18 protein-coding genes are annotated in these 22,133 nt (G+C 70.2%); 12 read left to right on the top strand and 6 right to left on the bottom strand.

All coding sequences use genetic code 11. From position 1 onward, the window contains the following. The first annotated feature begins 117 nt into the window (after positions 1-117). From VEW47_03310 to VEW47_03295, 4 genes are read left to right on the top strand one after another with little or no spacing between them, the layout of a single operon-like run. Positions 118-459: an STAS domain-containing protein gene (locus tag VEW47_03310; GenBank protein ID HYS04198.1), complete on the top strand. Its 342-nt coding sequence runs from the start codon at positions 118-120 to the stop codon at positions 457-459. A gap of 9 nt (positions 460-468) precedes the next feature. Continuing rightward, complete coding sequence (locus VEW47_03305) at positions 469-1,410, top strand: RluA family pseudouridine synthase (GenBank protein ID HYS04197.1); 942 nt, start codon at positions 469-471, stop codon at positions 1,408-1,410. 39 nt (positions 1,411-1,449) lie between these two features. Beyond that, complete coding sequence (locus VEW47_03300; protein HYS04196.1) at positions 1,450-2,790, top strand: citrate synthase; 1,341 nt, start codon at positions 1,450-1,452, stop codon at positions 2,788-2,790. A 10-nt stretch (positions 2,791-2,800) separates the two neighbouring features. Next, on the top strand, positions 2,801-4,048 hold the full coding sequence (locus VEW47_03295) for an ATP-grasp domain-containing protein (GenBank protein HYS04195.1): 1,248 nt from the start codon (positions 2,801-2,803) through the stop codon (positions 4,046-4,048). A 46-nt stretch (positions 4,049-4,094) separates the two neighbouring features. On the opposite strand, the gene VEW47_03290 is transcribed toward VEW47_03295, so the two are convergent. After that, positions 4,095-5,570, bottom strand: coding sequence for a pyridoxal-dependent decarboxylase (locus tag VEW47_03290; protein ID HYS04194.1), 1,476 nt, complete (start codon positions 5,568-5,570; stop codon positions 4,095-4,097). On the opposite strand from VEW47_03290, the gene VEW47_03285 reads away from it, so the two are divergent. Both VEW47_03285 and VEW47_03280 read left to right on the top strand, forming a co-directional pair. Then, positions 5,552-6,334, top strand: coding sequence for an AraC family transcriptional regulator (locus VEW47_03285; protein HYS04193.1), 783 nt, complete (start codon positions 5,552-5,554; stop codon positions 6,332-6,334). The genes VEW47_03290 and VEW47_03285 overlap by 19 nt on opposite strands. Further along, the gene (locus VEW47_03280; GenBank protein HYS04192.1) at positions 6,331-6,720 is read left to right on the top strand and encodes a VOC family protein; all 390 of its coding nucleotides are present in this window, start codon (positions 6,331-6,333) and stop codon (positions 6,718-6,720) included. The genes VEW47_03285 and VEW47_03280 overlap by 4 nt, the downstream gene beginning before the upstream one ends. 25 nt (positions 6,721-6,745) lie before the next feature. Here the strand turns inward: VEW47_03280 and VEW47_03275 are convergent, their stop codons facing one another. Continuing rightward, positions 6,746-7,780 carry an ABC transporter permease gene (locus VEW47_03275; protein HYS04191.1) on the bottom strand — a complete coding sequence of 345 codons (1,035 nt, stop codon included), beginning with the start codon at positions 7,778-7,780 and terminating at the stop codon, positions 6,746-6,748. After that, entirely contained in the window at positions 7,773-8,735 is a 963-nt protein-coding gene (locus tag VEW47_03270) for an ABC transporter ATP-binding protein (GenBank protein HYS04190.1), read from the bottom strand. The genes VEW47_03275 and VEW47_03270 overlap by 8 nt, the downstream gene beginning before the upstream one ends. A gap of 162 nt (positions 8,736-8,897) precedes the next feature. Between VEW47_03270 and VEW47_03265 the strand changes: the two genes are divergently transcribed. Together VEW47_03265 and VEW47_03260 are read left to right on the top strand one after the other, a co-directional pair. Continuing rightward, positions 8,898-9,914, top strand: a complete 1,017-nt coding sequence (locus VEW47_03265) for a response regulator (GenBank protein ID HYS04189.1) — start codon at positions 8,898-8,900, stop codon at positions 9,912-9,914. After that, entirely contained in the window at positions 9,911-11,587 is a 1,677-nt protein-coding gene (locus tag VEW47_03260; protein ID HYS04188.1) for a hypothetical protein, read from the top strand. The genes VEW47_03265 and VEW47_03260 overlap by 4 nt, the downstream gene beginning before the upstream one ends. A gap of 6 nt (positions 11,588-11,593) precedes the next feature. On the opposite strand, the gene VEW47_03255 is transcribed toward VEW47_03260, so the two are convergent. From VEW47_03255 to VEW47_03245, 3 genes are all read right to left on the bottom strand, one after another. Next, the gene (locus tag VEW47_03255) at positions 11,594-12,280 is read right to left on the bottom strand and encodes an FKBP-type peptidyl-prolyl cis-trans isomerase (GenBank protein HYS04187.1); all 687 of its coding nucleotides are present in this window, start codon (positions 12,278-12,280) and stop codon (positions 11,594-11,596) included. 123 nt (positions 12,281-12,403) lie between these two features. Continuing rightward, positions 12,404-13,531 carry a PLP-dependent transferase gene (locus VEW47_03250; GenBank protein ID HYS04186.1) on the bottom strand — a complete coding sequence of 376 codons (1,128 nt, stop codon included), beginning with the start codon at positions 13,529-13,531 and terminating at the stop codon, positions 12,404-12,406. Between the two features lie 118 nt (positions 13,532-13,649). Beyond that, complete coding sequence (locus VEW47_03245) at positions 13,650-14,123, bottom strand: PDZ domain-containing protein (protein HYS04185.1); 474 nt, start codon at positions 14,121-14,123, stop codon at positions 13,650-13,652. A 325-nt stretch (positions 14,124-14,448) separates the two neighbouring features. On the opposite strand from VEW47_03245, the gene VEW47_03240 reads away from it, so the two are divergent. The 4 genes from VEW47_03240 (at position 14,449) to VEW47_03225 (ending at position 22,130) form a co-directional block, all read left to right on the top strand. Continuing rightward, entirely contained in the window at positions 14,449-16,152 is a 1,704-nt protein-coding gene (locus tag VEW47_03240; protein HYS04184.1) for a HAMP domain-containing sensor histidine kinase, read from the top strand. Between the two features lies 1 nt (position 16,153). After that, positions 16,154-16,834, top strand: a complete 681-nt coding sequence (locus VEW47_03235) for a response regulator transcription factor (protein HYS04183.1) — start codon at positions 16,154-16,156, stop codon at positions 16,832-16,834. A gap of 167 nt (positions 16,835-17,001) precedes the next feature. Then, positions 17,002-20,043: a DUF2339 domain-containing protein gene (locus VEW47_03230; protein ID HYS04182.1), complete on the top strand. Its 3,042-nt coding sequence runs from the start codon at positions 17,002-17,004 to the stop codon at positions 20,041-20,043. Continuing rightward, a complete protein-coding gene (locus tag VEW47_03225; protein HYS04181.1) occupies positions 20,040-22,130 on the top strand; it encodes a hypothetical protein in 2,091 nt (696 codons plus the stop codon). Before VEW47_03230 ends, VEW47_03225 begins: the two co-directional genes overlap by 4 nt. The last annotated feature ends 3 nt before the right edge of the window (positions 22,131-22,133 follow it).

Here is a 22,133-nt window from a genome sequence, read left to right as displayed (position 1 = left end):
TCCTCCGGTGCGGCGGACCCGCGCCGCCGCGCGATACTTTACACCGGCGCGGCCCGGCTGCCTTAGAATGCTCGGGCCATCAGGCCGGATGTCACCGGCACGCTGGAGGAGAGAGTCATGAAGCTGAAGACCCGGGATTCAGGAGACGTGCGCATCCTCGAACTGAGCGGCAAGCTCGTGCTTGGTGAGCCGGTGGACACGCTTGGAAAGACCACGAAGGGGCTGATCGACGAGGGGCACAACAAGATCGTCGTCAGCCTCAAGGGCGTCGAGTACGTGGACAGCGCCGGCATCGGCGAGCTCGTGGCCGCCAAGAAGCGGGCCGTCGAGAAGAAGGGGGACGTGAAGCTCCTGATGCCGAACCAGACCGTGTACAACGTGCTCTCGATGCTGTCCCTGCACCTGATCTTCGACATCCATCAGGACGAAGCCAAGGCCGTGCGGGCCTTCGCGTCCTGAACCGCGCGGGTGCCGTCCGCCCTGAACACCCTCATCATCGTGGTCCCGCTCGAGGACGCCGGGCGGACCCTGCCCGCCGTGCTGCACGATCGCGGCGGCTTCACGCACCGCGCCGCGCGCGGGCTCATCGACGCCGGGGCGGTGCGGGGCGTCCGCCCCGGCCAGTACGCCCAGCGCGTCGCCGCCGGCGAGCGTTACGAGGTGCGCGTCGATCCCGACCGCCGCTACCGGCCCAAGCCGCCGCCCCGCCCCGGCGCCGGGTACAAGGTCATCCACGAGGAGCGCGACCTGCTGGTGGTCGAAAAGCAGCCCCGCCTCCTGAGCGTCCCGACCCCGCTGCGCAAGGAGGAGGACAGCCTGGTCGAACGACTCCTCGAGTCGGAGCGGGCGAGGGGAGTGCGCCGACCGGCGCTGTACGCCCTGCACCGTCTCGACTGGGACACGAGCGGCCTGCTGCTGTTCGCCCGATCGCGACGCGCCTACGAGGCGCTCGAGGCGCAGTTCCAGACGCGCACGATCGAGCGCCTCTACACCGCGGTGGCCGCGGGACGCGTCGAGCCCGACGAGGGGCGCTTCGAGAGCCGTCTTCTGGAGGATCCGAGGACCCTCAAGGTGCGCTCGACGCGCCGGCCGGGCGAGGGGAAGGAGGCCATCACCGAGTACCAGGTGACCGAGCGCCTGCCGTCCGCCACGGTGCTGTCGGTCCGCCTGCGCACCGGCCGCCGGAACCAGATCCGCGTCCACCTGGCCGAGGCGGGACATCCGCTGGTCGGCGACCGCAGCTACGGCAAGGCGACTCCCCTCATCGGCCGGACCGCGCTGCACGCCCGCACGCTGCGCTTCATCCATCCGGTCACGCGCAAGCAGGTCGCCTTCCAGTCCCCCCTGCCGCGCGACATGCGGCGTCTGATCAAGACGCTGCGCGGGGGTGTGGCGGCGGGCAAGTCTTGAAGTATCCTTAAGCCGTACTCGACGAATCGGAGGCCCCCCATGCCCCGCTCGGCCGACTCCGACACCGCCAAGACCACCCCGGCCGCCGCGGCCGGCAGGAACTCGCTGAGTGTCGTCGACAACCGCACCGGCAAGTCGTACGACATCCCGATCGACAGCGGCACCATCAAGGCGATCGAGCTGCGCGAGATCAACACGGGACCGGACGACTTCGGGCTGATGACCTACGATCCGGCGTTCACCAACACGGCGCACTGCAAGAGCCGCATCACGATGATCGACGGGGACAAGGGGATCCTCAACTACCGCGGCTATCCGATCGAGCAGCTCGCCGAGCACAGCACCTACCTCGAGACCGCCTACCTCATCGTGAACGGCGAGCTGCCCACCCGGCGGCAGCACGAGGACTGGGTGCACGACATCACGCACCACACCTTCCTGCACGAGAACATGAAGCGTCTCATCGAGGCGTTCCGGTACGACGCGCACCCGATGGGGATCCTCGTGAGCACGGTGGGGGCGCTCTCCACCTTCTACAGCGAGGCGAAGAACATCTTCGACCCGATCGCGCGCCGCCAGCAGGCGGTGCGCCTCATCGCCAAGATGCCGACCCTCGCAGCGTTCGCCTACCGCGCCAGCGTCGGTCTGCCGTTCGTCTATCCCGACAACGACCTGTCGTACACCGGAAATTTCCTCGCCATGCTGTTCAAGATGGCCGAGTCGAAATACCGTCCGAACCCGGTTCTCGAGCGCGCCCTCGACGTGCTGTTCATCCTGCACGCCGACCACGAGCAGAACTGCTCGACCCTGGCCATGCGCGCGGTCGGTTCCTCGCACCCCGATCCGTACTCCGCCGTCGCGGCCGCCGTCGCCGCGCTCTACGGCCCGCTGCACGGGGGCGCGAACGAGATGGTCCTGCGCATGCTCAAGGAGATCGGGTCGGTGCGCAACGTTCCCGAGTACATCAAGCGCGTCAAGCAGGGTCAGGTGCGCCTGATGGGCTTCGGTCATCGCGTGTACAAGAACTACGACCCCCGCGCCCGGATCATCAAGCAGATCGCCGACCAGGTGTTCGAGGTCACCGGGCGCAATCCGCTCCTCGACATCGCCCTGGAGCTCGAGCGCATCGCCCTGCAGGACGACTATTTCGTCAGCCGCAAGCTCTACCCCAATGTGGACTTCTACTCCGGTCTCATCTACCAGAGCATGAAGTTTCCGGTGGAGACCTTCCCGGTGCTGTTCGCCATCCCGCGCACCTCGGGCTGGCTGGCGCAGTGGGAGGAGATGCTGCTCGACCCGGAGCAGAGGATCGCCCGTCCGCGCCAGATCTACATCGGCTCCCCGCGCCGCGACTACCGCACGATGGACGAGAGGATGTGATCCCCTGAGATTGGAAGGGAAGCGCGTCCTGCTCCTCCTTCCGACCACGACCTACCGCGCGCACGATTTCATCCGGGCGGCCGGGCACCTGGGCGTCGAGACGGTCGTGGGGTCCGACCGGAAGCAGGCCTTGCAGGACCTGCAGCCGACGCGCGGCGTGACGCTCGAGCTGCGCGATCCCGAAAAGGCGGCCGGCCAGATCGCCGCCTTCGACGCGAAGCACCACCTGAGCGCCGTCATCCCCACCGACGACGAGACCGCGGTCGTGAGCGCCGCCGCGTCGGCCCGTCTGGGCCTGCCGCACAACCCGCCCGAGGCGGCGCGCGCCGCCCGCCGCAAGGACGTGCTGCGCCGCGTCCTCCACGACGCGCACGTCCCGACGCCGCGCTTCAGTCTGATGACCCTCGAAGACGATCCCGGCGCCGCCGCCCGGAAGCAGATCTTCCCCGTGGTGCTCAAGCCGACGTTCCTGGCCGCCAGCCGGGGCGTCATACGCGCCGACGACGCGGAACAGTTCGTCGCCGCCTTCCGGCGCATCGCCGCCCTGCTCGGCCAGTCGGACGTCAAGGAGCACGGCGGCGACGCCGGCCGCCTCGTGCTGGTCGAAGAGTTCGTGCCCGGCGTCGAGGTCGCCCTGGAAGGGATCCTGCTCGCCTCCCGCCTCAAGGTATTGGCCTTGTTCGACAAGCCGGACCCGCTCGACGGTCCTTTCTTCGAGGAGACGATCTACGTCACACCGTCCCGGCTGAGCGCTCGCGTCCAGAAGGCGATCGCCGCCACCACCGCCTCCGCCGCCCGCGCCCTCGGACTGCGCGAGGGTCCCGTGCATGCCGAGCTGCGCGTCAACGACCGCGGCCCCTGGCTCATCGAGGTCGCCGCGCGCTCCATCGGCGGCCTGTGCTCGCGCACCCTCCGCTTCGGCACCGGTCTGTCGCTCGAGGAGGTCGTCCTGATGCACGCCCTCGGCCGGGACGTCCGTGCGCTCCGGCGGCAGCCGCGCCCCGCCGGCGTCATGATGATCCCGATCCCGCGCGCCGGTGTGCTCCGCGGGGTCAGCGGTCTTACGGCTGCCCGCCTCGTCCCCGGCATCGAGGACGTCACAGTCAGCGCCACGATCGGCAGGCCGCTCGTGCCGCTCCCGGAAGGGGCGTCGTACCTCGGCTTCATCTTCGCGCGCGCGAAGACCCCGGCGCTCGTCGAGGCGGCCCTGCGCCGGGCGCACGCACGGCTGGCGTTCGACATCGAGCCCGCCGGCTGACCGGCGGGCGGCTACTTCCCGTTCGAATGGAAACGATGACCTCGCGCTAGAAGCCGGGCCCCGCGCCCGCCACCTCCGCGCCGATCCGTGCCACCGCCGACACCAGGAGGTCGAAGTCCTCTCTTCGGCTGCGATGGTTGACGTTGGCGACACGGATCGCGTAGCGGCCGGCCAGCACCGTCCCCGACGGGACGGCGACCCCTTCCTCCTGGATGCGCAGGAGGATTTCCTCGTTGACGGCGTTCCGCCGCTGTTCCGGCAGACCGGATGGAGCGTAGCGAAAGCAGACGACGTTGAGGGGCACGGGCGCGAGGAGCTCGAGATCGGGGTGCGTCTCGACGAGCGCCGCAAGGTGGCGCGCCTGCTCGACGTTCTGCTCGATCAGGCGCGCGAAGGCGTTCACGCCGTGCGCCTTGAGGGACATCCAGACCTTGAGCGCCCGGAAGGAACGCGTGAGATCGATGCCGCGCTCGGCGAAGGGGAGGCCGCCGGCGACCACGCCGCGCGTGGTCTCCGCCAGGTAGCTGGCGCTCACCGAGAAAGCGTCGCGGTGCGCCGCCTTGTCGCGGACCAGGACGCAGGCGGCCTCGAACGGCAAGTACATCCATTTGTGGAGATCGAAGGCGAGGGAGTCGGCCTGCTCCAGCCCCGAGACGAGCGGGCGGAGGCTTTCCGGGAGGCGCGCGAGGGCCCCGAAGGCGCCGTCCACGTGAAACCAGAGATCCTCGCTCCGGCAGAAGGAGGCCAGGGAGGAGAGATCGTCGATGGCGCCCGTGTTGACCGTGCCCGCCGTCCCGATGACGCAGAAGGGCCGGCGCCCGGCGTTCCGATCGTCCTTCACCGCCGTCCGGAGCGCCGCCGTGTCGATGCGATAGTCGGCGTCGACGGGAATCCGACGGAAGGACTTGTTGCCAAGCCCGAGGACCTCCGCCGCCTTCTTCGCCCAGCCGTGCGTCTCGACCGATCCATACAGCATCAGCCGCGGCCGGCCCCCCTGCAGCCCCTCTTCGCGGACGTCGAACCCGGCCCGCGCATGGCGGCCCACGGCGAGGCCGAGCAGGTTGGCCATCGATCCTCCGCCGACCAGGACGCCGCTGGCTCCGGGCATCCCCATCAGCTCCGCGAGCCAGCCGAGCACCTGGTGCTCGACCAGCGCCGGCGCCTGGTTGAACCCGGCCAGATGCGGGTTCAGCGCGGCGGCGAGCATCTCGGCCAGCGCGGCCAGGGGCGTGCCGGTCCCCTGCACCCAGCCCCAGAAGCGCGGGTGGAGATTGCCGCTGGGGTAGGGGAGGACGCGTTCGACGAACTCCCGGTACGCCGCCCCGGCCCCTTCCCCTTCGAGCGGAACCGGACCGCCGAACGACGCGCGCACGGCGTCGGGCATCGGCCGCCAGGCGGGGCGCTCGCGCAGGGTTGCGAGGTGGGCGAGGGTGTCGTCCACCATGCGGTGGGCGAGGTCCCGGAACTCGTCCCAGTCGTCCGGGTCGAGCGTCCGCTCTCCGGGTGGGCGCCGATCGTTCATTCACGGCCTCCGCGTTCGGTGTTTATACGCCAGGTGAGCGGGTTCCGGGTGGACGAATCGCGCCTGGGTGCGGCTTCCGGCGCGGGTTCGTCGAGGAGGCGCGCGCCGTCCTCGCCGGGCGTGAAGACCTCCTCCTGGACGAGCCCGGGCTCGAGATGCGCGACACCACTCTGTTCGAGACCTGCCACGCCCGGGACCCAGGCGTGATGTCGCTCTTGAAGGAAACGCACCTTCACCTGTCCCGCGGCCGTCCACCGGGTGAGTGGATCGAGGACCGGATCGCCGGCCTGGCGGGCGCCCTGTTGCGCGCTCAGACGGAGGTGCGGCGGGAAATGGCCCGCATCCCCGCGGCCCGCCCGGCCACGCGCGCCGAGATCTACCGGCGCCTGCGGAGGGCTCTGGACTTCGTCGAGGGATCCCTGGCGCAACCGGTCGATCTCAACGCGATGGCCCGGGCGGCGTGCCTGTCGCCGTACCACTTCCACCGACGATTCTCCGAGGCGTTCCGCGAGACGCCGCACGAATACGTCCGTCGCCGGCGCCTGGAGATCGCGCGGGACCTGCTCGTGAAGAGCGCCCTTCCGGTGACGGTGGTCTGCCACCGCTCGGGCTTCGAGAGTCTCGGCTCGTTCAGCGCCCTGTTCCGGCGAAGCTACGGGCTCCCGCCCCTGACCTATCGCCGGGCGTCGGCCGCGAATCGCAACAACGGAGAAAAACTCCGCAGGTCCTCGTGGGAGGATGGGGCCAGGGAGGACTCGAGATGACCACCGAGAAGCAATTCGGACTCGATCGGATCGGACAGATCTCCGTCAACGTGAAAGACCTCAATCGGGCGGTGGAGTTCTACCGCGACGTCCTGGGGATGCGGCCGCTGTTCCAGGTGCCGAAGCTGGCGTTCTTCGACTGCGGCGGCATCAGGCTCATGCTGTCGCCGCCCGAAACGCCGGAATTCGATCACGCCGCCTCGGTCATCTATTACAAGGTGGACGACATCCAGGCGGCGCATGCCGCCCTGAGCGGGCGCGGCGTGCCGTTCGACGGCGAGCCGCACCTGATCGCGCGCATGCCGGACCACGAGCTCTGGATGGCGTTCTGCCGCGATCCGGAAGGAAACGTCCTGGCGCTGATGAGCGAGGTGCGCGGCTCCTGAGGGGGCCGCACGGACGCCCCGCCGGTCAGTTCCAGCGGAAGATCCGGAGCGCCACCACGAACGAGGCCACGCCCCACGCCAGCATGACTGCGATGCGCGCCGCCTGGGACGGCAGGTCCGCCCCTTCCAGGATCGTGGCGCGCAGGGCGTCGTTGAGGGCGGTCAAGGGGAGCGCCTTGATCAGTGGCTGGACGGCGAGCGGGAAGCGGTTCGGAGAGAAGAAAATCCCCGAGCAGACGAACATCGGAAGCATCACCAGGTTCATGAGACCGGAGGCGGTCTCGATCTTGGCCGTGCGGCAGGCGACGAGAAGGCCCATGCCGGCAAACACGAAGGCCCCGAGGACGGCCAGCAGGGTGATGCTCACGAGAGAGCCCCTGATCACCAGGCCGAAGACGAGCCAGCCGAAGAACAGCAGGAGGACCATCTCGCCGAAGACGAGGATCATGCGGCTGGTCATGATCGCCCCCAGGAAGTCGGTGCGCCGCATCGGGGTGGCGACGAGCCGCTTCAGGAGCCTGCGCGAGCGCATGTCGACCAGCAGGAACCCGACCCCCCACATACCGCCGCTCATGATGTTCATGCCGAGCAGGCCGGGGATCAGGAAATCGATGTAGCGCGCCCCGGGCTCGGTGACCAGGGTCTCCCTGACCTCGACGGGGTCGGCGCGGCCGGCGGCGCGCTCGAGCGCGTCGTGCACCTTCTGGCGCGCCAGCACGCTGTCGGGGCGCGTCGGGTCGTAGCGGTACTCGTACGAGCGGCCCGGCACCACGAGGAGGGCGACCTTGCCGAGACGCAGCCGGTCGGCGGCCTCGGAGGGGAGGACGGTCTCGACGCGGAAGCCTCCCGAGGACGACAGGGCGGCCGCGACCTTTTCGGAGCCCTCGGCCTCGACCACGCCGACGATGATCTGATCAGGCGGCTTGTTGCGGAAGGCCACGCCGAGGCCGACGGCCAGGAGGATCGGGAAGAGGAACACCCAGAACACGACCTCGGGCTCGCGCATCAGCTCGCGCAGCCGCGCGAGGACCAGGAGCAGGAACGGGTGACGTCTACTCATCGCGCAAGTGCCTGCCGGTGAGCGCGACGAAGACGTCCTCGAGGCTGGCGTGGCGGGTCGTGAGGCGCGACAGGGCATGCCCGCCGCTCTTGAGTCCCTCGAGGAGCGCCGGGATGGCGACGTGCGGCTCGTCGACGGTCAGGAGGATGCCGTCCGACTCCGCCCGCACGGACTTGACCGACGGGAGGGCGAGCAGGGTCTGCGGGTCCAGGCGGCCCGGCTCCGGGTGCCCGGACCCGACACCGTCTCCGTTCACGGCGAACTCGACGACATGCTCCCCCTTGAGCGACGCGATCAGCCCGGCGGGCGTGCCGAGGGCGATCACCCGGCCGTGGTCCACGACCGCGAGCCGGTCGCACAGCCGCTCGGCCTCGTCCATGTAATGCGTCGTGAGCAGGATGGTCCGGCCGCGACGGCGCAGGTCGCGGACGATGTCCCAGATCTGGCGGCGCGACTGCGGGTCGAGACCGGTCGTCGGCTCGTCCAGGAACAGCAGATCCGGGTCGCCGGTGAGCGCACAGGCGACCGCGAGCCGCTGCCTCTGCCCGCCGGACAGCTTGACGACCCAGGACGAGCGCTTCTCCGTCAGCCCGACCTCCGCCATCACCTCTTCGGCGGGCCGCCCCTTCCTGTAGAACGAGGCGAACAGCTCCACCGTCTCCTCGACGGTCAGCTTGTCGGCGAGCCGCGTCTCCTGGAGCGACACGCCGATCCGCTCGCGCAGCGTCCGGTTGCTCCGCCCCCAGCGCAGCCCCAGGACCTCCACGTCGCCGCTCGAGGCCGCCAGGATCCCCTCGAGGATCTCGACCGTCGTCGTCTTGCCGGCGCCGTTCGGACCGAGGATGCCGAAGCACTCGCCGGCCCCCACCTCCAGGTCGAGACCGCGCAGCGCCTCGACGGGAGGCTTCCCGTCGTACACCTTGCGCAGATCGCGGCAGCGGATGACGATGTCCATGAGGCCAAGGATGATACAGCCCCGGGGGGCAGGGTACAATGGCCGCCCGGGGACTTGGATCCGCTTGACTCGGATCGGCCCGCTGGCTAGACTCCCGGCGCCAAACATCCAGGACTGACGATGCAACCCTCCGCCCCTGAGTCGACCGGGCACGGTGAGCGCATGAAGACGTTGCTGGTCGAGGACAACGCCACGGACGTCACCCTCTTCAAGATGGCGCTGGCAACTCTGCCGGCGTCGATCGAGCTGTCCGTGACCAGCGACGGAGAAAGGGCGCTGGAATTTCTCCAGACGCAGGCGAGGAGCGCCGGTCCCGCGCGTCCCGATTACATCCTGCTGGACCTGAACCTGCCGCGCCGGAGCGGTCTCGAGATCCTCGGCGACCTCAAGACCGACCCGGATCTGCGCGGCATCCCCGTGATCGTGCTCAGCGGCTCCCGCAGACCGGGGGAGGTCGCCCGCGCCTACGAGCTGCAGGCGGCGGCCTATTTCGTGAAGCCCCTGGCTGACTTCGGCGCGGTGGTGGATTCCATCGTCAGGTACATGACCGCGGCGGGACGGTGCGCCCCGGCGGGTCCCGGGCCGTTCACGGGCGCCCTGTTCGCGAACCTGGCGGCGGGTGCCCCGCCGGAACCCGCCTCGTCGCGGCGACAGCTCTCCTCCGACGTCGGGATGGTCCTCGGCGGCTCGGGCGGCATCGTCATGGTGGACCGGGAAGTGGAGCGCGCGCGCGGTCCCCTGGGTGCGAGCGCCGGGGCGGCCCTCGATCAGGCTCTGGCGAACCTGCGCGCGGTGATCCGGCTTTCCGAAACCGAGATCGTGCGCGGGGACATGCCGATGGTCGCGGCGGAGCATGTTCCGCTGGTCCGGCTGTTCGAGAACCTCATCGGCCACGCCCTCGAGCACCGCGTCGGGAGCACGACCTGGATCGAGATCGCCGCCCGACGCTCCGGGAGCGACTGGCTCATCTCCGTCACCGACCGGGGCCTCGTCGCCGGCGGCGACGGGCGCCCGGGAGCCGGCCGCGATCTGGCGATCTGCGAGCGCATCGTCGATCGTCTGGGCGGGCGGATCTGGGTCGAGTCCGCTCCGGGCGGCGGAGCCGCGTTCTTCTTCACCCTTCCGGTTCATCCCTCGAGCCGCCCGAGCCGCTGGCCTCAGGCCGACGACTCTGAGTGACGGGCATCCGGACACACTGGTCTCTTGTGCCCGCGGCCCTGGCCGCCGTCCTCCTTGCGGCCTGCGTCCGGAAGCCGCCCGCCCCGCTGGCGGCCGCCGAGGCCGCCTACCAGGAGACGCGCTGGCTCAAGGACCAGATCGATGTGACGCGGGCGCGCGGCGCGCAGACCTCGCCGCGTGGCGTCGCGCTGAGCGATCTCCTGGCGCAGTACCGCGCCGCCCGGGCCAGGCTGGCTGCGGCACTTCCTTCGGACCGGATCGGAATGACCGGGGACGAGGACGGCCGTGCGCTCGACGTGATGAGACGCACGCTTGCGAAGGATCTGCGCGAGGAGGACGAGCCCGCGGCCGCACCGGGACCGCCCGGGGCGATCGACTGCGACTACGATGCCGCGGCGCTGGCGCGCAGCCGGGACGGCACGCGCCTTCTCGGCGAGAGGATGTACGCCTGTTTCGGCAGGGCGGCGCACGCCTTGCCGTTCGAGGGGACGACCCTCGATCGCCTGACCGTCTTCAGCCTCCTGCCGGTCACGGACGACGCGGCGCGCCGCCGGCGCCTCTTCCTCGCCTTCGGACCGGTCTGGACCTCGATCAACGGCGACGACAATCCGGCGACGAGCCCGTACCGGCAGCTCGTGCGTCTGACCGCCGCGCGGCTCCTTTCCGACAAGTCGTCGATCGAGGCCGGCGCCGCGGACCTCGGGATCGCCGCGGGCGCCGTCGAGACGTGGCTCACCTCCGTCCTCGAGACCTGGCGTCGCATCTCGCCCGATGGGGCGATCGAGCCGTGGGACTTCGCGTACCGCGCGGGGAAGGCGAGCCGCGCCCTGCGCGCCGCCATCCCTCTCGAGAGCCTGCGGGCCGTCAACGACAGGTTCTACAAGGACCTGGGGGCCGACATCACAGCACTCGGGGTCCACTACGATCTGGAGCCGCGGGACGGCAAGGACCCGGTGGCGTTCACCACGTTCGGGGCGCGGCCGCGTCTCGTGGACGGGGCCTGGGTCCCGGGGGAGCCGTGGGTGTTCGCGTCCTACAAGGTCGGGAGCGTGGACAATCTCAACGAGCTCCTGCACGAGTCGGGCCACGCGGTGCACATCGCCGCCATCCGCACCCGGCCGGCGTTCATGGAATGGCCGGACAGCGATCTGTTCACCGAGGCGATCGCCGACGTCGCGGCGCTCGAGATGTTCGAGCCGGAGTGGCAGCGCCGCTACCTCGGGACCGAGGTGCCGCTGCCCGACTCGATCGGCTCCAAATATTCGGGGATCGTCATGGACACGGCCTGGGCCCTGTTCGAGATCCGCATGCACAGAACGCCGGAGGCCGATCCGAACCGGGTCTGGACGGAGATCACCGAGCGCTACTTCCGCATCCGGCCCCACCCCGAGCTGTCCTGGTGGGCGCTGCGCGGCCAGCTCATCAATCTGCCCGGCTACATGCTCAACTACGCGATCGGGGCGATCCTGGTGGCCGACCTGCGGGCGCGCGTCAAGGAGCTGCACGGCCCGTACGCGGAGGGAGACCCGGCCTGGTACGCGTGGATGTCGGGGCGTCTGTACCGTTTCGGCCTGGAGCGCCCGTCCCGGCAGGTCATCGAGGAATTCCTGGGCCGGCCGATCTCGCCGCGCGCGCTCCTCGACGACATGGCGCGGGCGCGGCCCGCCTCCTGAAGGAGGCTACTTCTTCACGATGTCGAGGAGCTCCACCTCGAACACCAGCGTCGAGCCCGGCTTGATCTTCGGCGGCGCGCCGCGGTCCCCGTAGGCCAGCTCGGGCGGGCAGACGAGGCGCGCCTTGCCGCCCACCTTCATCATCGCCACTCCCTGCGACCAGCACGGGATCACCTGGTTCAGCGGGAACACCGCCGGCTGGCCCCGATCGATCGAGGAGTCGAAGACCGTGCCGTCCGTGAGCGTGCCCTTGTAGTGCACCTTCACGGTGTCGGTGGAGGCGGGAACCGCCCCCTTGCCGGCGACGACCTCCTGATAGACGAACCCGGCCGCCGTCTTCACGGCCCCCTTCTCGAGGGCCGCCTTCGACAGGAACTCGGAGCCGGCGGCCTTCTCCGTGACGGCGCCGGCGCTGGCGCGCGCCTGGGCCATCGCGCCCAGCTTCGGCCCGTACACCGCCAAATCCACCTGACGCGTGTGCTTGAGCACCCCGTCGGTGAGCCCGGCCTTGACGAGATCGAGCTCGCTGTCGCTCAGGTTGAACGTCGCCAGGTTGTCGCTCATCACCAATCCGAGCGCGTACAGGGTCTTCTGATCGTCCGTCTTGAGATCCACCGCGGCGGTCTGCGCTTTCGCGCCGCACGCGAGACCCGCGATGGACAGGACAACAGCCAGGACGAGGGGCTTCTTCATGAGAGCCGCTCCAACAATGGGGTTCACTGCGCCGTCCCGAGAGTCCGCGGGTCTGGAGCCTTCGAGGCGGGCGTATCTTAGCGCGAATCCGCGGTCGCGCGACAGACCCATGCGCGCCCCCCCTCACCCCCCCGCCAGCGCCTGCTCCAGGTCAGCGACCAGGTCGTCCGGATGCTCCAGGCCGGCGGAGATCCGCAGCAGGTTCTGCGGCGTCGTCGTGGCGGGGCCCTCGGACGAGGCGCGGTGCTCGATCAGGCTCTCGGTTCCGCCCAGACTCGTCGCGTTGGTGAACAGCCGGACACGCGCGGCGACCGCGACGGCCCGCTCGCGACCCCCCTTCACCCGGATCGACAGCATCCCGCCGAACGCCTTCATCTGGCGGCGCGCCACCTCGTGCCCGGGGTCGTCCGCGAGACCCGGGTAATGGACCGTCTCGATCGAAGGGTGGTTCTGCAGGGCCCGCGCCAGCGCCAGGGCGTTCGAGGCGTGCCGCTCCATCCGGCACGGAAGCGATCGCAGACCGCGCAGGACCAGCCACGAGTTGAAGGGCGAGGCCACGCCGCCGGTGACCGTGCGGACGGAGTGCGTCTTCTCGGCCAGAGGAGCGTGCTTCGCGGCGAAGATCAAGGCACCGCCCTGCACGTCGGAGTGGCCTCCGAGATACTTGGTCGTCGAGTGCAGGACGACGTCCGCGCCCAGCTCCAGCGGCCGCTGCAGGACCGGCGTCGCGAACGTGTTGTCGCAGACCAGGAGGGCGCCCGCGTCCCGCGCGATCGCCGCGATGCCGGCGAGATCGGTGACGCGCATGAGGGGATTGGACGGCGACTCGGTCCAGACGGCGCGCGTCCCGGGACGGATCGCCGCGCGCACCGCGTCGAGATTCTGCATGTCCACAAACGTGTGTGTCAGCCCCCAGCGCGGCAGGTACTGGGAGGCCATGACGCGGAAGACGAAATAGATGTCCTCCGGGAAGAGGACGTGGGACTCCGGCGGCAGCGCCTGCAGAAGGGCGGCGCCGGCCGCGACACCCGAGGCGAAGACGAGCCCCGAGCCGCCCCCCTCGGCGGCGGCGAGCGCCGGCTCGAGCCGCGCCTCGGTCGGGTTGCCGTCGCGGATGTAGATCAGGCCGTGCGGCCGCTCGCCGCCGGGGCCGTGCTCGAAGGTCGTCGACAGGTGGATGGGCGGTGCCAGCGACCCGGTCGCGGGATCGCGCTCCGCCCCGGCGTGCACCATCAGCGTCTCGAGTTTCATGAGGAGCCTCCTGGGGAGGGGATCATAACGCGATCGGCTCCCGGCAAAAAAAGAGGGCCGGCGGACGATCCGCCGGCCCCACCCCCTGCCGGGGTACCAAAAAACCGTTCGCGGGAACCTATTTCGTCGAGGCGACCTCGGCGCTCGCGTGCTCGAGCATGTGCTGGCCGATCGACCGCGCGATGACGTCGGCGGGCCAGGAGGCGAGGGTCAACGAGACCTGCCGCTCGCTGCCGTTGCGCTTGACGGTGTAGGACACGTTCTGTCCCGGCTTCCAGTCCTTGCGCGCCTTCATCAAGGCGTCGTCGTTCTCCTTCTTGAACGCGACCCCGTTGAGTGCCACCAGGATGTCGCCGGCCTCGATACCCGCCGCCTCGGCCGGGCTGCCGGGGATGACCTTGGTGACCGCGTACCCTTCGGCCTTGTCGGTGTCGAGCTCGACGCCGACCCAGCCGCTGCTCTTCATGCTGGCGGCCATGTGATCCAGGCAGTCCTGCGTGCTCATCGTGCACTTGCCGTGGTCACCTGCGAACGCCGGCAGGATGGCGATCATCGCTACCGCGACGAGAATCAGCCAGATATGACGGTGCATGGGACGGACCTCCATGGGAAAGGGGGAAACCTTCCGGAAGGGGAAACTGGACTGCCCCGCGATCGATGGTCGCCGACTGCTGTACTCGGTGGGATTCGTAGTGGGGGAACCGCTCGATCGTAACCTTGTCCACCGAAGGCCTGGGCAGTCCATTGTTTCACCCTTCCAAGGACTCAACCGCGCGGAAGTGTACGGGGAACGGCTGTAAATGTCGCCAAGGTCGAGGTAAAAGGATGTCTCGAATGTCAACAATTGTAAACGCCTCCTCCCGGTGCTCCTGCGGGCCGACCGGCGGGGTATAGTGGGCTCTGCCGGACAGGCGGAGATGGGATCGCCCGCAACCTTCCTCAAGAAGCACACACTCTGGGTCGGCTTCCTGGCCGTCCTGGCGCCGCTCCTCGTCATGCTGGGACTGCAGTTCGTCTGGCTGGCCCGCCTGAAGCAGGTCTCGGCGCTGGCGCAGAAGGCGGCCCACACGAACTACCTCGAGGCGGTCGGCACGGAGGTGCAGTTCCACTACCGCTCGGCGGCCGAGCGCGCGCTCAACATCCCGGCGTCGCTGTTCAGGCAGGGGCGTCTCGACGAGGTGGCCCTCTTCTGGAAGAAGAAGCCGGTCGACGGGGTGCGGCGCCTGTTCCTCGTCGACTTCACGCGGGATCGGTTCGGGAACTACTACGCCTACGAGCCGGCGCGCGGAGGCCTCATCCCCTTTCCCGCCTCGGACGAGGCGCTGGCGGTCATCGTGGCGTGCACCCCCCTCCAGGTGCTGAGCTACCGGGGGGGCGTGGCGCCTTCGCAGGCGCTGCGGGTGGACGAGCGCAACCCGGAGTACCGGATCATCTTCAATCCGATCACGGACGACGCGTCGCACGTGGTCGGCATCGCCGGTCTCATCCTGGACGAGGCCTACTTCCGGGACACGCTTCTGCCCGCGGTCATCAAGAAGGCGCTGCCGGAGTTCTTCCCGGGCACGGGAATGGGCGACCTGGCGGTGACGGTGCGCGACGCCTCGGGACGGGCCGTGCTGGCGACGGCAGGGGAGTCCGACCACGCGGAGTCGGCGACCTCCCGCTTTCCGTTCGTGTTCACCGACTGGACCATGAGTCTGCACAGCCCCGGATCGACACCCGAGCAGTGGGCCAGCGCGAATTTCATGTTCAACGTGACGCTGTCCGTGCTCCTGGCCGTCGTCCTGATGGGGGGCATCGGGCTGGCGCTGCGCACGGCGAACCGGGCGATGCTCCTGTCGGAGATGAAGTCCGACTTCGTGTCGAACGTGTCGCACGAGCTGCGCACTCCGCTCGCGTCGATAAGGGTGTTCGCGGAGCTGCTGCGGCTGGGGCGCGCGCAGGCCCCCGGGAAGGTGCAGGAGTACGGGGAGTACATCGAGGCGGAGAGCCGCCGCCTGTCGCGGCTCATCGACAACATCCTGGACTTCTCGCGCATCGAGTCGGGGCGGAAGGAGTACCGTTTCGCGGAGTCCGACCTGCGCGAGGTCGTGGCGGCGACGCTGCGCACGTTCGAGACCCATCTGAAGCACAGCGGCTTCCGCATCACCGCCGAAGGGCTTGCCGGGCCGCTGCCGCCGATGTCGATCGATTCGGATGCGCTGGCGCAGGCGCTGCACAACCTGCTCGACAACGCCGTCAAGTACTCCGGCGACTCGAAGGAGATCACGGTCCGGCTGGCGGGACGGGGCGACGCCATCGTGCTGTCGGTCTCCGACCGCGGCATCGGCATACCGCGCGGCGAGCAGGAGAAGATCTTCGACCGCTTCCACCGCGTGGGCACCGGCCTGGTGCACGAGGTGAAGGGGAGCGGGCTGGGGCTGTCGATCGTCAGGCACATCGTCCAGGTGCACGGCGGACGCATCGAAGTCGCGAGCGAGCCGGGGAAGGGGAGCACGTTCTCGATCGTGCTGCCGCTGCGGGCCGGGCGGACCGTCGCCGCCGCCCGGACGGAAGACCCGGCCGGCACGGCACCCGCGGCGGAGCACGGGACCGCGCCGGCGCCGCGGACGGAGGGCTGAGATGCCGAAGGTGCTGATCGTCGAGGACGACGACTCGATGATCGCGGCGCTGCGCGACGGCTTCGAGTACGAGGGGTACACGGTCGCGATGGCGCGCGACGGCGCCGACGGCCTGCGCCAGGCGACCGAGTCGGCCCCCGACGTCATCATCCTCGACGTGATGCTGCCGAAGATGAACGGCCTGGACGTCTGTCGCGACATCCGCAAGGCGGGGAACATCGTCCCGATCATCATGCTCACGGCACGCGGCCAGGAGATCGACAAGGTGCTCGGTCTGAAGCTGGGGGCGGACGACTACGTGACCAAGCCGTTCGGGTTCCTCGAGCTGATGGCGCGCGTCGAGGCCGTCCTGCGCCGGGCCTCCGGCCGCGCGGCGCGCGTCGAGGCGTACGAGTTCGGGGGCGTCAAGGCCGACTTCAAGAAGGGGGAGGTCAAAAGGAACGGCAGGCTCCTCGACCTCACCGCGCGCGAGCTGCGCTTGCTGCAGTATTTCGTCGAGCACCGCGGCGAGGTCGTCGGGCGCGACCAGCTGCTCGACGCCGTCTGGGACTACGACGCGGCCCCCCTCACCCGCACGGTGGACATGCACGTCGCCAAGCTGCGCAAGAAGATCGAAGACAAACCCGCCCAGCCCCGCTTCCTCGTCACCGTGCACGGGATGGGGTACAAGTTCAACGGCTGACTCGTCCCGGACGCGCGGCAAGCATTTTTGCGCCGGATGTGGCATGCTGCGCCCAACACTTCGTGAAACCGGGCGGGTCTGGCCGCGCGGTTTCCGGTTCTCCTCACTTTCTGATTCGCGACGCCGGTGGTGGTCTGCTGCCCGGCGCGCCATGACATGGGGTGATCATGGACACGATCGGTCCCCTCATCCTGTTCGTCGTCGGCTGCGTGCTCGCCGGTCCCATCCTGGCGCTTGTGGCCCTGGCGCGGATCAGACGGATGGCCGGGCTCCGCGAGCCGGAGAGCGGGACGGAGGCGCATCTCGACGCCATCGACGCCCGGGTGGCTACGCTGTCGAGGCGCGTCGCGGCGCTCGAGCGCTCGGCGAGCGCCGGGACGGGTGCCGCGCCGGCCGTGGCGAGACCGGCCCCCGCCCCGATGCCGCCGCCCGTGTCACGGCCGCCGGCCATCCCCCCGACGTTGGACGGTCGACCGCCGGATGCGCCGCCGCCCGGACCGGTCCCGCGCGCGACCTCGCGCCCCGCGACGCCGCGGGAGCGGGTCATCTACGAGAGCGCGCCCCCTTCCTTCACGCCGCCCAGGCCCCCCACGGCGCCGATCGACTGGGAGCGCTGGATCGGGATCCGCGGCGCGGCGGTCGTGGGCGCGGTCGCCCTCGGTCTGGCGGGGCTGCTGTTCTTCAAGTACTCCATCGAGAAGGGGCTGATCACGCCCGAGATGCGTGTCGTGTTCGGCACGTTCACGGGGCTCGGGTGCCTGGTCGGATCGGAGTGGCTGCGGTCGCGCGGCTACCGGCAGACGTCCGAGGGAATCTCCGGCGCGGGGGTCGTGATCCTGTACGCGGCGTTCTGGGCGGCCCACGTTCTCTACGGGCTCATCGGCCTGCCGCTGGTGTTCGGCCTGATGGTGCTGGTCACCGCCGCCTGCTGCCTTCTGGCCGTGCGCCACTCGTCGCTGCTCGTCGCCGTGCTCGGGCTGGTCGGAGGGTTCGCGACACCGATCCTGCTGGCCAGCGGCACCGATCGGCCGATCGGACTGTTCGGGTACGTCCTGCTCCTGGATCTCGGTCTGCTCGCGGTCGGGCGGAAGGGCGCCTGGCCATCGCTCGGCGTTTTGTGCCTTCTCGGGACCGTGCTCATGCAGGGGCTCTGGATCATCGCGCGCATGGGGCCGGAGCGGCTGTTCCTGGGTCTCGTCATCCTGGCGGTGTTCGCGTTGCTGTTCGTGGTTGCCGGTCGTCTCGTCGGCGGCCGCGCGCCGAGCGGAGGCTGGCTGTGGAGCCAGGTCGGCGCCATCCTGTTCCCGTTCGTCTTCGCCCTCTACTTCGCCGGCCGTGTCGAGATGGGGCCGCACCTCTACCCGATCGCGATCCTGCTGGGGCTCCTGAGCGCCGGGGCCTGCTGGGTCGGACGCGAGCAGAACGTGCGCTCCCTCGGGACGGGGGCGGCCGCCGCGAGCCTCGTGGTGACCGCCGTGTGGCTGCTGCAGCACACGCTGACCACGGCGCTCGCCTGGGAGACGGTCGGGGTGACGGTGGGGCTGTCGGCGATCTACCACATCTTCGTCGAGATCGATCCGGAGCCGGTCGACCTCGCGGGCCCCGCGCCCGCCGCGCTCCTGGCGGCGGGCGGCTACTTCATCCTCCTCCTGTTCGCGGCGGGTGGTTCGGAGGTGACGATCGTCCCCTGGGTCGCGGGCTGGACCGCGATCGCGGGCCTGCTGTACCGCCACGCCGCCTTCCCGGAGCGGGGCGCCCTGCAGATCGCGGCCGCTGCCGGTCTCGGGCTCGGCCTGTCCATCCTGCACCTCTGCCACCACGGAAGCCCCGTCTTCCCGCCGGCCGGGATGTTCCTCGCCCTCTTGGTCACCTTCTCGGTCCTGCTGCAGCTGGTCGCGCAGCTGCGCCGGGACGAGGAGGTGCGCCTCTTCGCCGACCGGGCCGCGGGAACCCTGCCGCTCCTGCTCCTGGTGTTCCTGGCCTTTGCGCGGTTCGCGCTGACTCTCGAGGCGCTGCCGGCGCTCGGGAGCGCACTCACCCTGGGCGTCCTGGCGATGACAGCCGCGACGCGGCTGGCGAAGGGGGCCTGGTATGCCGCCGCCGTCGGCGCGACACTTCTTGTACACGTCAGCTGGACGTTCGGACGCGGAGGATGGTGGAGCGGTCCGCCGGGCGGGGAGCTCATGGCCTTCCTGGTGCAGGCGGGGGCCGTGGTCGTGTTCACAGCCTGGCCGCATCTGGCCGTGAGACGGTTCTCCGGCGATCGATTCGCCTGGTACGCAGCCGCCCTCGCCGGGCCGCTCTGGTTCCCATCGTTGAGACGTCTGTTCGTCCTGACCTTCGGCGACACCGCGATCGGTGCTTTGCCGATAGCGCTCGGCGCCTTGTCCCTTGTCGCGGCGGACCGCGCCCGCCGGGCCTGGCCGGCCGCGGATCCGATCCGCCGCAGCGCCCTGGTGTGGTTCTCGGCGGTGGCGCTGGGTTTCGTCGCCGTCGCCATTCCACTGCAGCTCGAGAAGCAGTGGATCACGATCGGCTGGGCGCTGGACGGGCTGGCCATGCTGGTGCTCTGGAAGCGGCTGGATCACCCCGGCCTCAAGTATCTCGGCCTGTCGCTCCTGGGCGCGACGAGCGTCCGCCTCGTGGCCAACCCCGCGCTCCTCGGGTACTACCCGCGCTCGAGCGTGCGGATCGTCAACTGGCTGATGTACACCTACTTCGTCCCGGCGGCGGCGCTCCTGGCGGCTGCTGTGCTGCTGAAGCCGCTCGAGATGAAACGAACGCGCCCCTGGGAGAAGGATCTCTACTCCTGGGGTCACCAGGTCGGCGCCATCGGCTCGGCGCTGGCGGCGATCATCGTGATCTTCGTGTGGATCAATCTCGCCATCGCCGACTGGTTCGCCACGGGCGAGGTCCTGACACTGCGGTTCGGCGACGAGCCGGCGCAGCGGCTGACGGTGTCGATCGCCTGGGGGATCTACGCGCTCATCCTGCTCGGCTTCGGGATGGCGCGCGACTCGCTCGGGCTGCGCTGGATCAGCCTGTGCTTCCTGCTGGTGACGATCGGCAAGGTCTTTCTCTACGATCTCGGGGCGCTCCAGGATCTGTATCGCGTGGCGTCGCTCGTCGGGCTCGCCGTGTCGCTGATCCTGGTGTCGCTCCTGTACCAGCGCTTCGTGTTCCGCAAGGCGCCGCAGGAGAGACCATGAAGCGGACCTGGGTCGCCGCCGTCCTGGTGTTCGCGGCGGCCCCGGGTGCGCGGCCGGTGCTCTCCGAGGGGACGCAGCCGGTCGAGCTGCGCCGTCTCTTCCCGCAGGAGGCGCAGGTGACGGTCGCGGGCGGCGGCCTGTCGCGGCTGGTGCTGCCGCCGGCGATCCTGACGGCCTGCCGGCCCGATCTGTCCGACCTCCGGCTGTTCGACGCGCAGGAGAAGGAGGTCCCGTTCCTGGTGGACGCCGGGGCGGGGAAGCCGGACGGAGTCGAGATCACCCAGCGCTTCGAGCCGCGCGTGCTCGACGCCGCCCGCGCCGAGATCCGGCGGCAGAGCGGCCCGCCGCTGCGCCGGGAGACGCTCGAGATCGGCCTGCCCGCCGCCTCACCGCAGACCGGCTCGTGGGTCCTGGTGGTGGAGCCCCGCCAGGGGGAGTTCGTGGCCCGGGTCAACGTCGAGGGGATCGGTGCTTCGGGAGAGAAGACCGGCCTGATCGCCGACGGATCGGTCTTCCGGCTCTCCGGAGCGCGCTCGGCCGAGAAGCTGCGACTGCCGCTGCCGCCGTTCCGCGGAGCGCGTCTGCGCGTCGTCTTCGAGACCGAGCACCCGTTCTGGCTCGAGCCGGGGCTTAGGCTCGAGAGCGCCCGGGCGATCGAGCGCGGCGGGCAGATCGACGTTCCGCTGGAGGTCCTGTCCTCGCGCGGCGCCGAGGGGCGGACGGTCGTCGATCTCGCCCGCGCGCGGGGGGTCGTGCCGGATCTGCTGCGCATCGAGACGGCCACGCGCACCTTCGACCGAAGAGTCCAGGTGCGGGACGACGGACCGGGCGGCAGCGGCGCGGTCCTCGGGTCGGGGACGATCTTCCGCGTCGAGGCCCTCGTCCCGGTCGGCGAGCAGGAGGTGGCGCTGCGGGCCGCGCGCGGAGACCGGCTGCGCGTCGAGATCGACGACGGCGACAGCCCGTCGCTGGACGACCTCGCCTTCGCGGCGGTCATCCGGCAGCCGTCGCTCATCTTCTCCGCCGGCGCGGGGCGCGGGAACGAATCGTTCGGCACGCTGCGCTTCGGCGGCGGGCGCGCGCACGCGCCGCGCTACGATCTGGCCGGGCTCCTACCGCCGCCTGCTGCCACCGTGACCGGCAAGCGCGCCGAGGCGGCGGCTCTGCTGTACGACCCCGCGGCCGTCCATGTGGCGCGCCTTGGCGACACCCGGCCGAATCCCGCCTACGACGGCGCCCCGGCGCTCGCCTTCGCCATGCGTCCCGGCGCCGCGGTCGACCGGCGCCTGTTCAGCCATCTGAGGAGCCTCACGGTCCCGGCCACCGCCGAGGGGCTGTCGCGGCTTCGGATGGGGCCGGCGGACCTCGCCGTCCTGAGCGACGACCTGTCCGACCTGCGGGTCGCCGACGACGACTCGCGACAGTGGCCGTATCTCGTCGAGCGCGAGGCGGCCACCGACCTGGTGCCGCTCGAGGTGGACGGACCGAAGAGCCGCGACCGGACGTCGCGCTACACCCTTCGGCTGCCGGTCTCACCGATGCGCATCGACCGCCTGATCCTCGATACCGGCGCCGGGTTCTTCGACCGCGGGTTCAGCCTCGAGGGGAAGACCGCCGACAAGAAGGAGGAGACGAATCTCCTGCGCGGCCGCCTGACGCGTCCCGTCGACGACCCGCGTCCGGTGAGCGTCGCCGTTCCGCCGGTGCGCCTGGCGTCGATCGATCTGGTCGTCGAGGATGGTGACGACGCACCCCTCGAATTCCGGTCCGCTCAGGCGCGCGTCGTCCTGCCCGAGGTGTATCTCACGGCCCCCGAGGGGCGCTACGCCCTGCTGCTCGGCGCGCCCGACGAGGACCCGCCGCGCTACGAGCTGGAGCGGGTTCGCGAGGTCGTGCTGGCGGTGAAGGCCGCGCCGATCGCGGCCGGGCCGCTCGAGGCGAACCGGGATTACAGCCTGCACGCCCGGCTGAAGGGGCAGGGGTACCGCCAGACCGCGCTGCTCTGGACAGCGCTCTCCGCGGCGGTCGTGGTTCTGGTGATCATGACCCTGCGCCTGGCGCGCCGCGAGACGCCGCCGGCGGCGTGAGCC

It is taken from the genome of Candidatus Dormiibacterota bacterium, from assembly GCA_035635555.1.
Lineage (GTDB): Bacteria > Acidobacteriota > Polarisedimenticolia > Gp22-AA2 > Gp22-AA2 > Gp22-AA3.
This window is presented reverse-complemented; position numbering and strand designations above follow the sequence as displayed.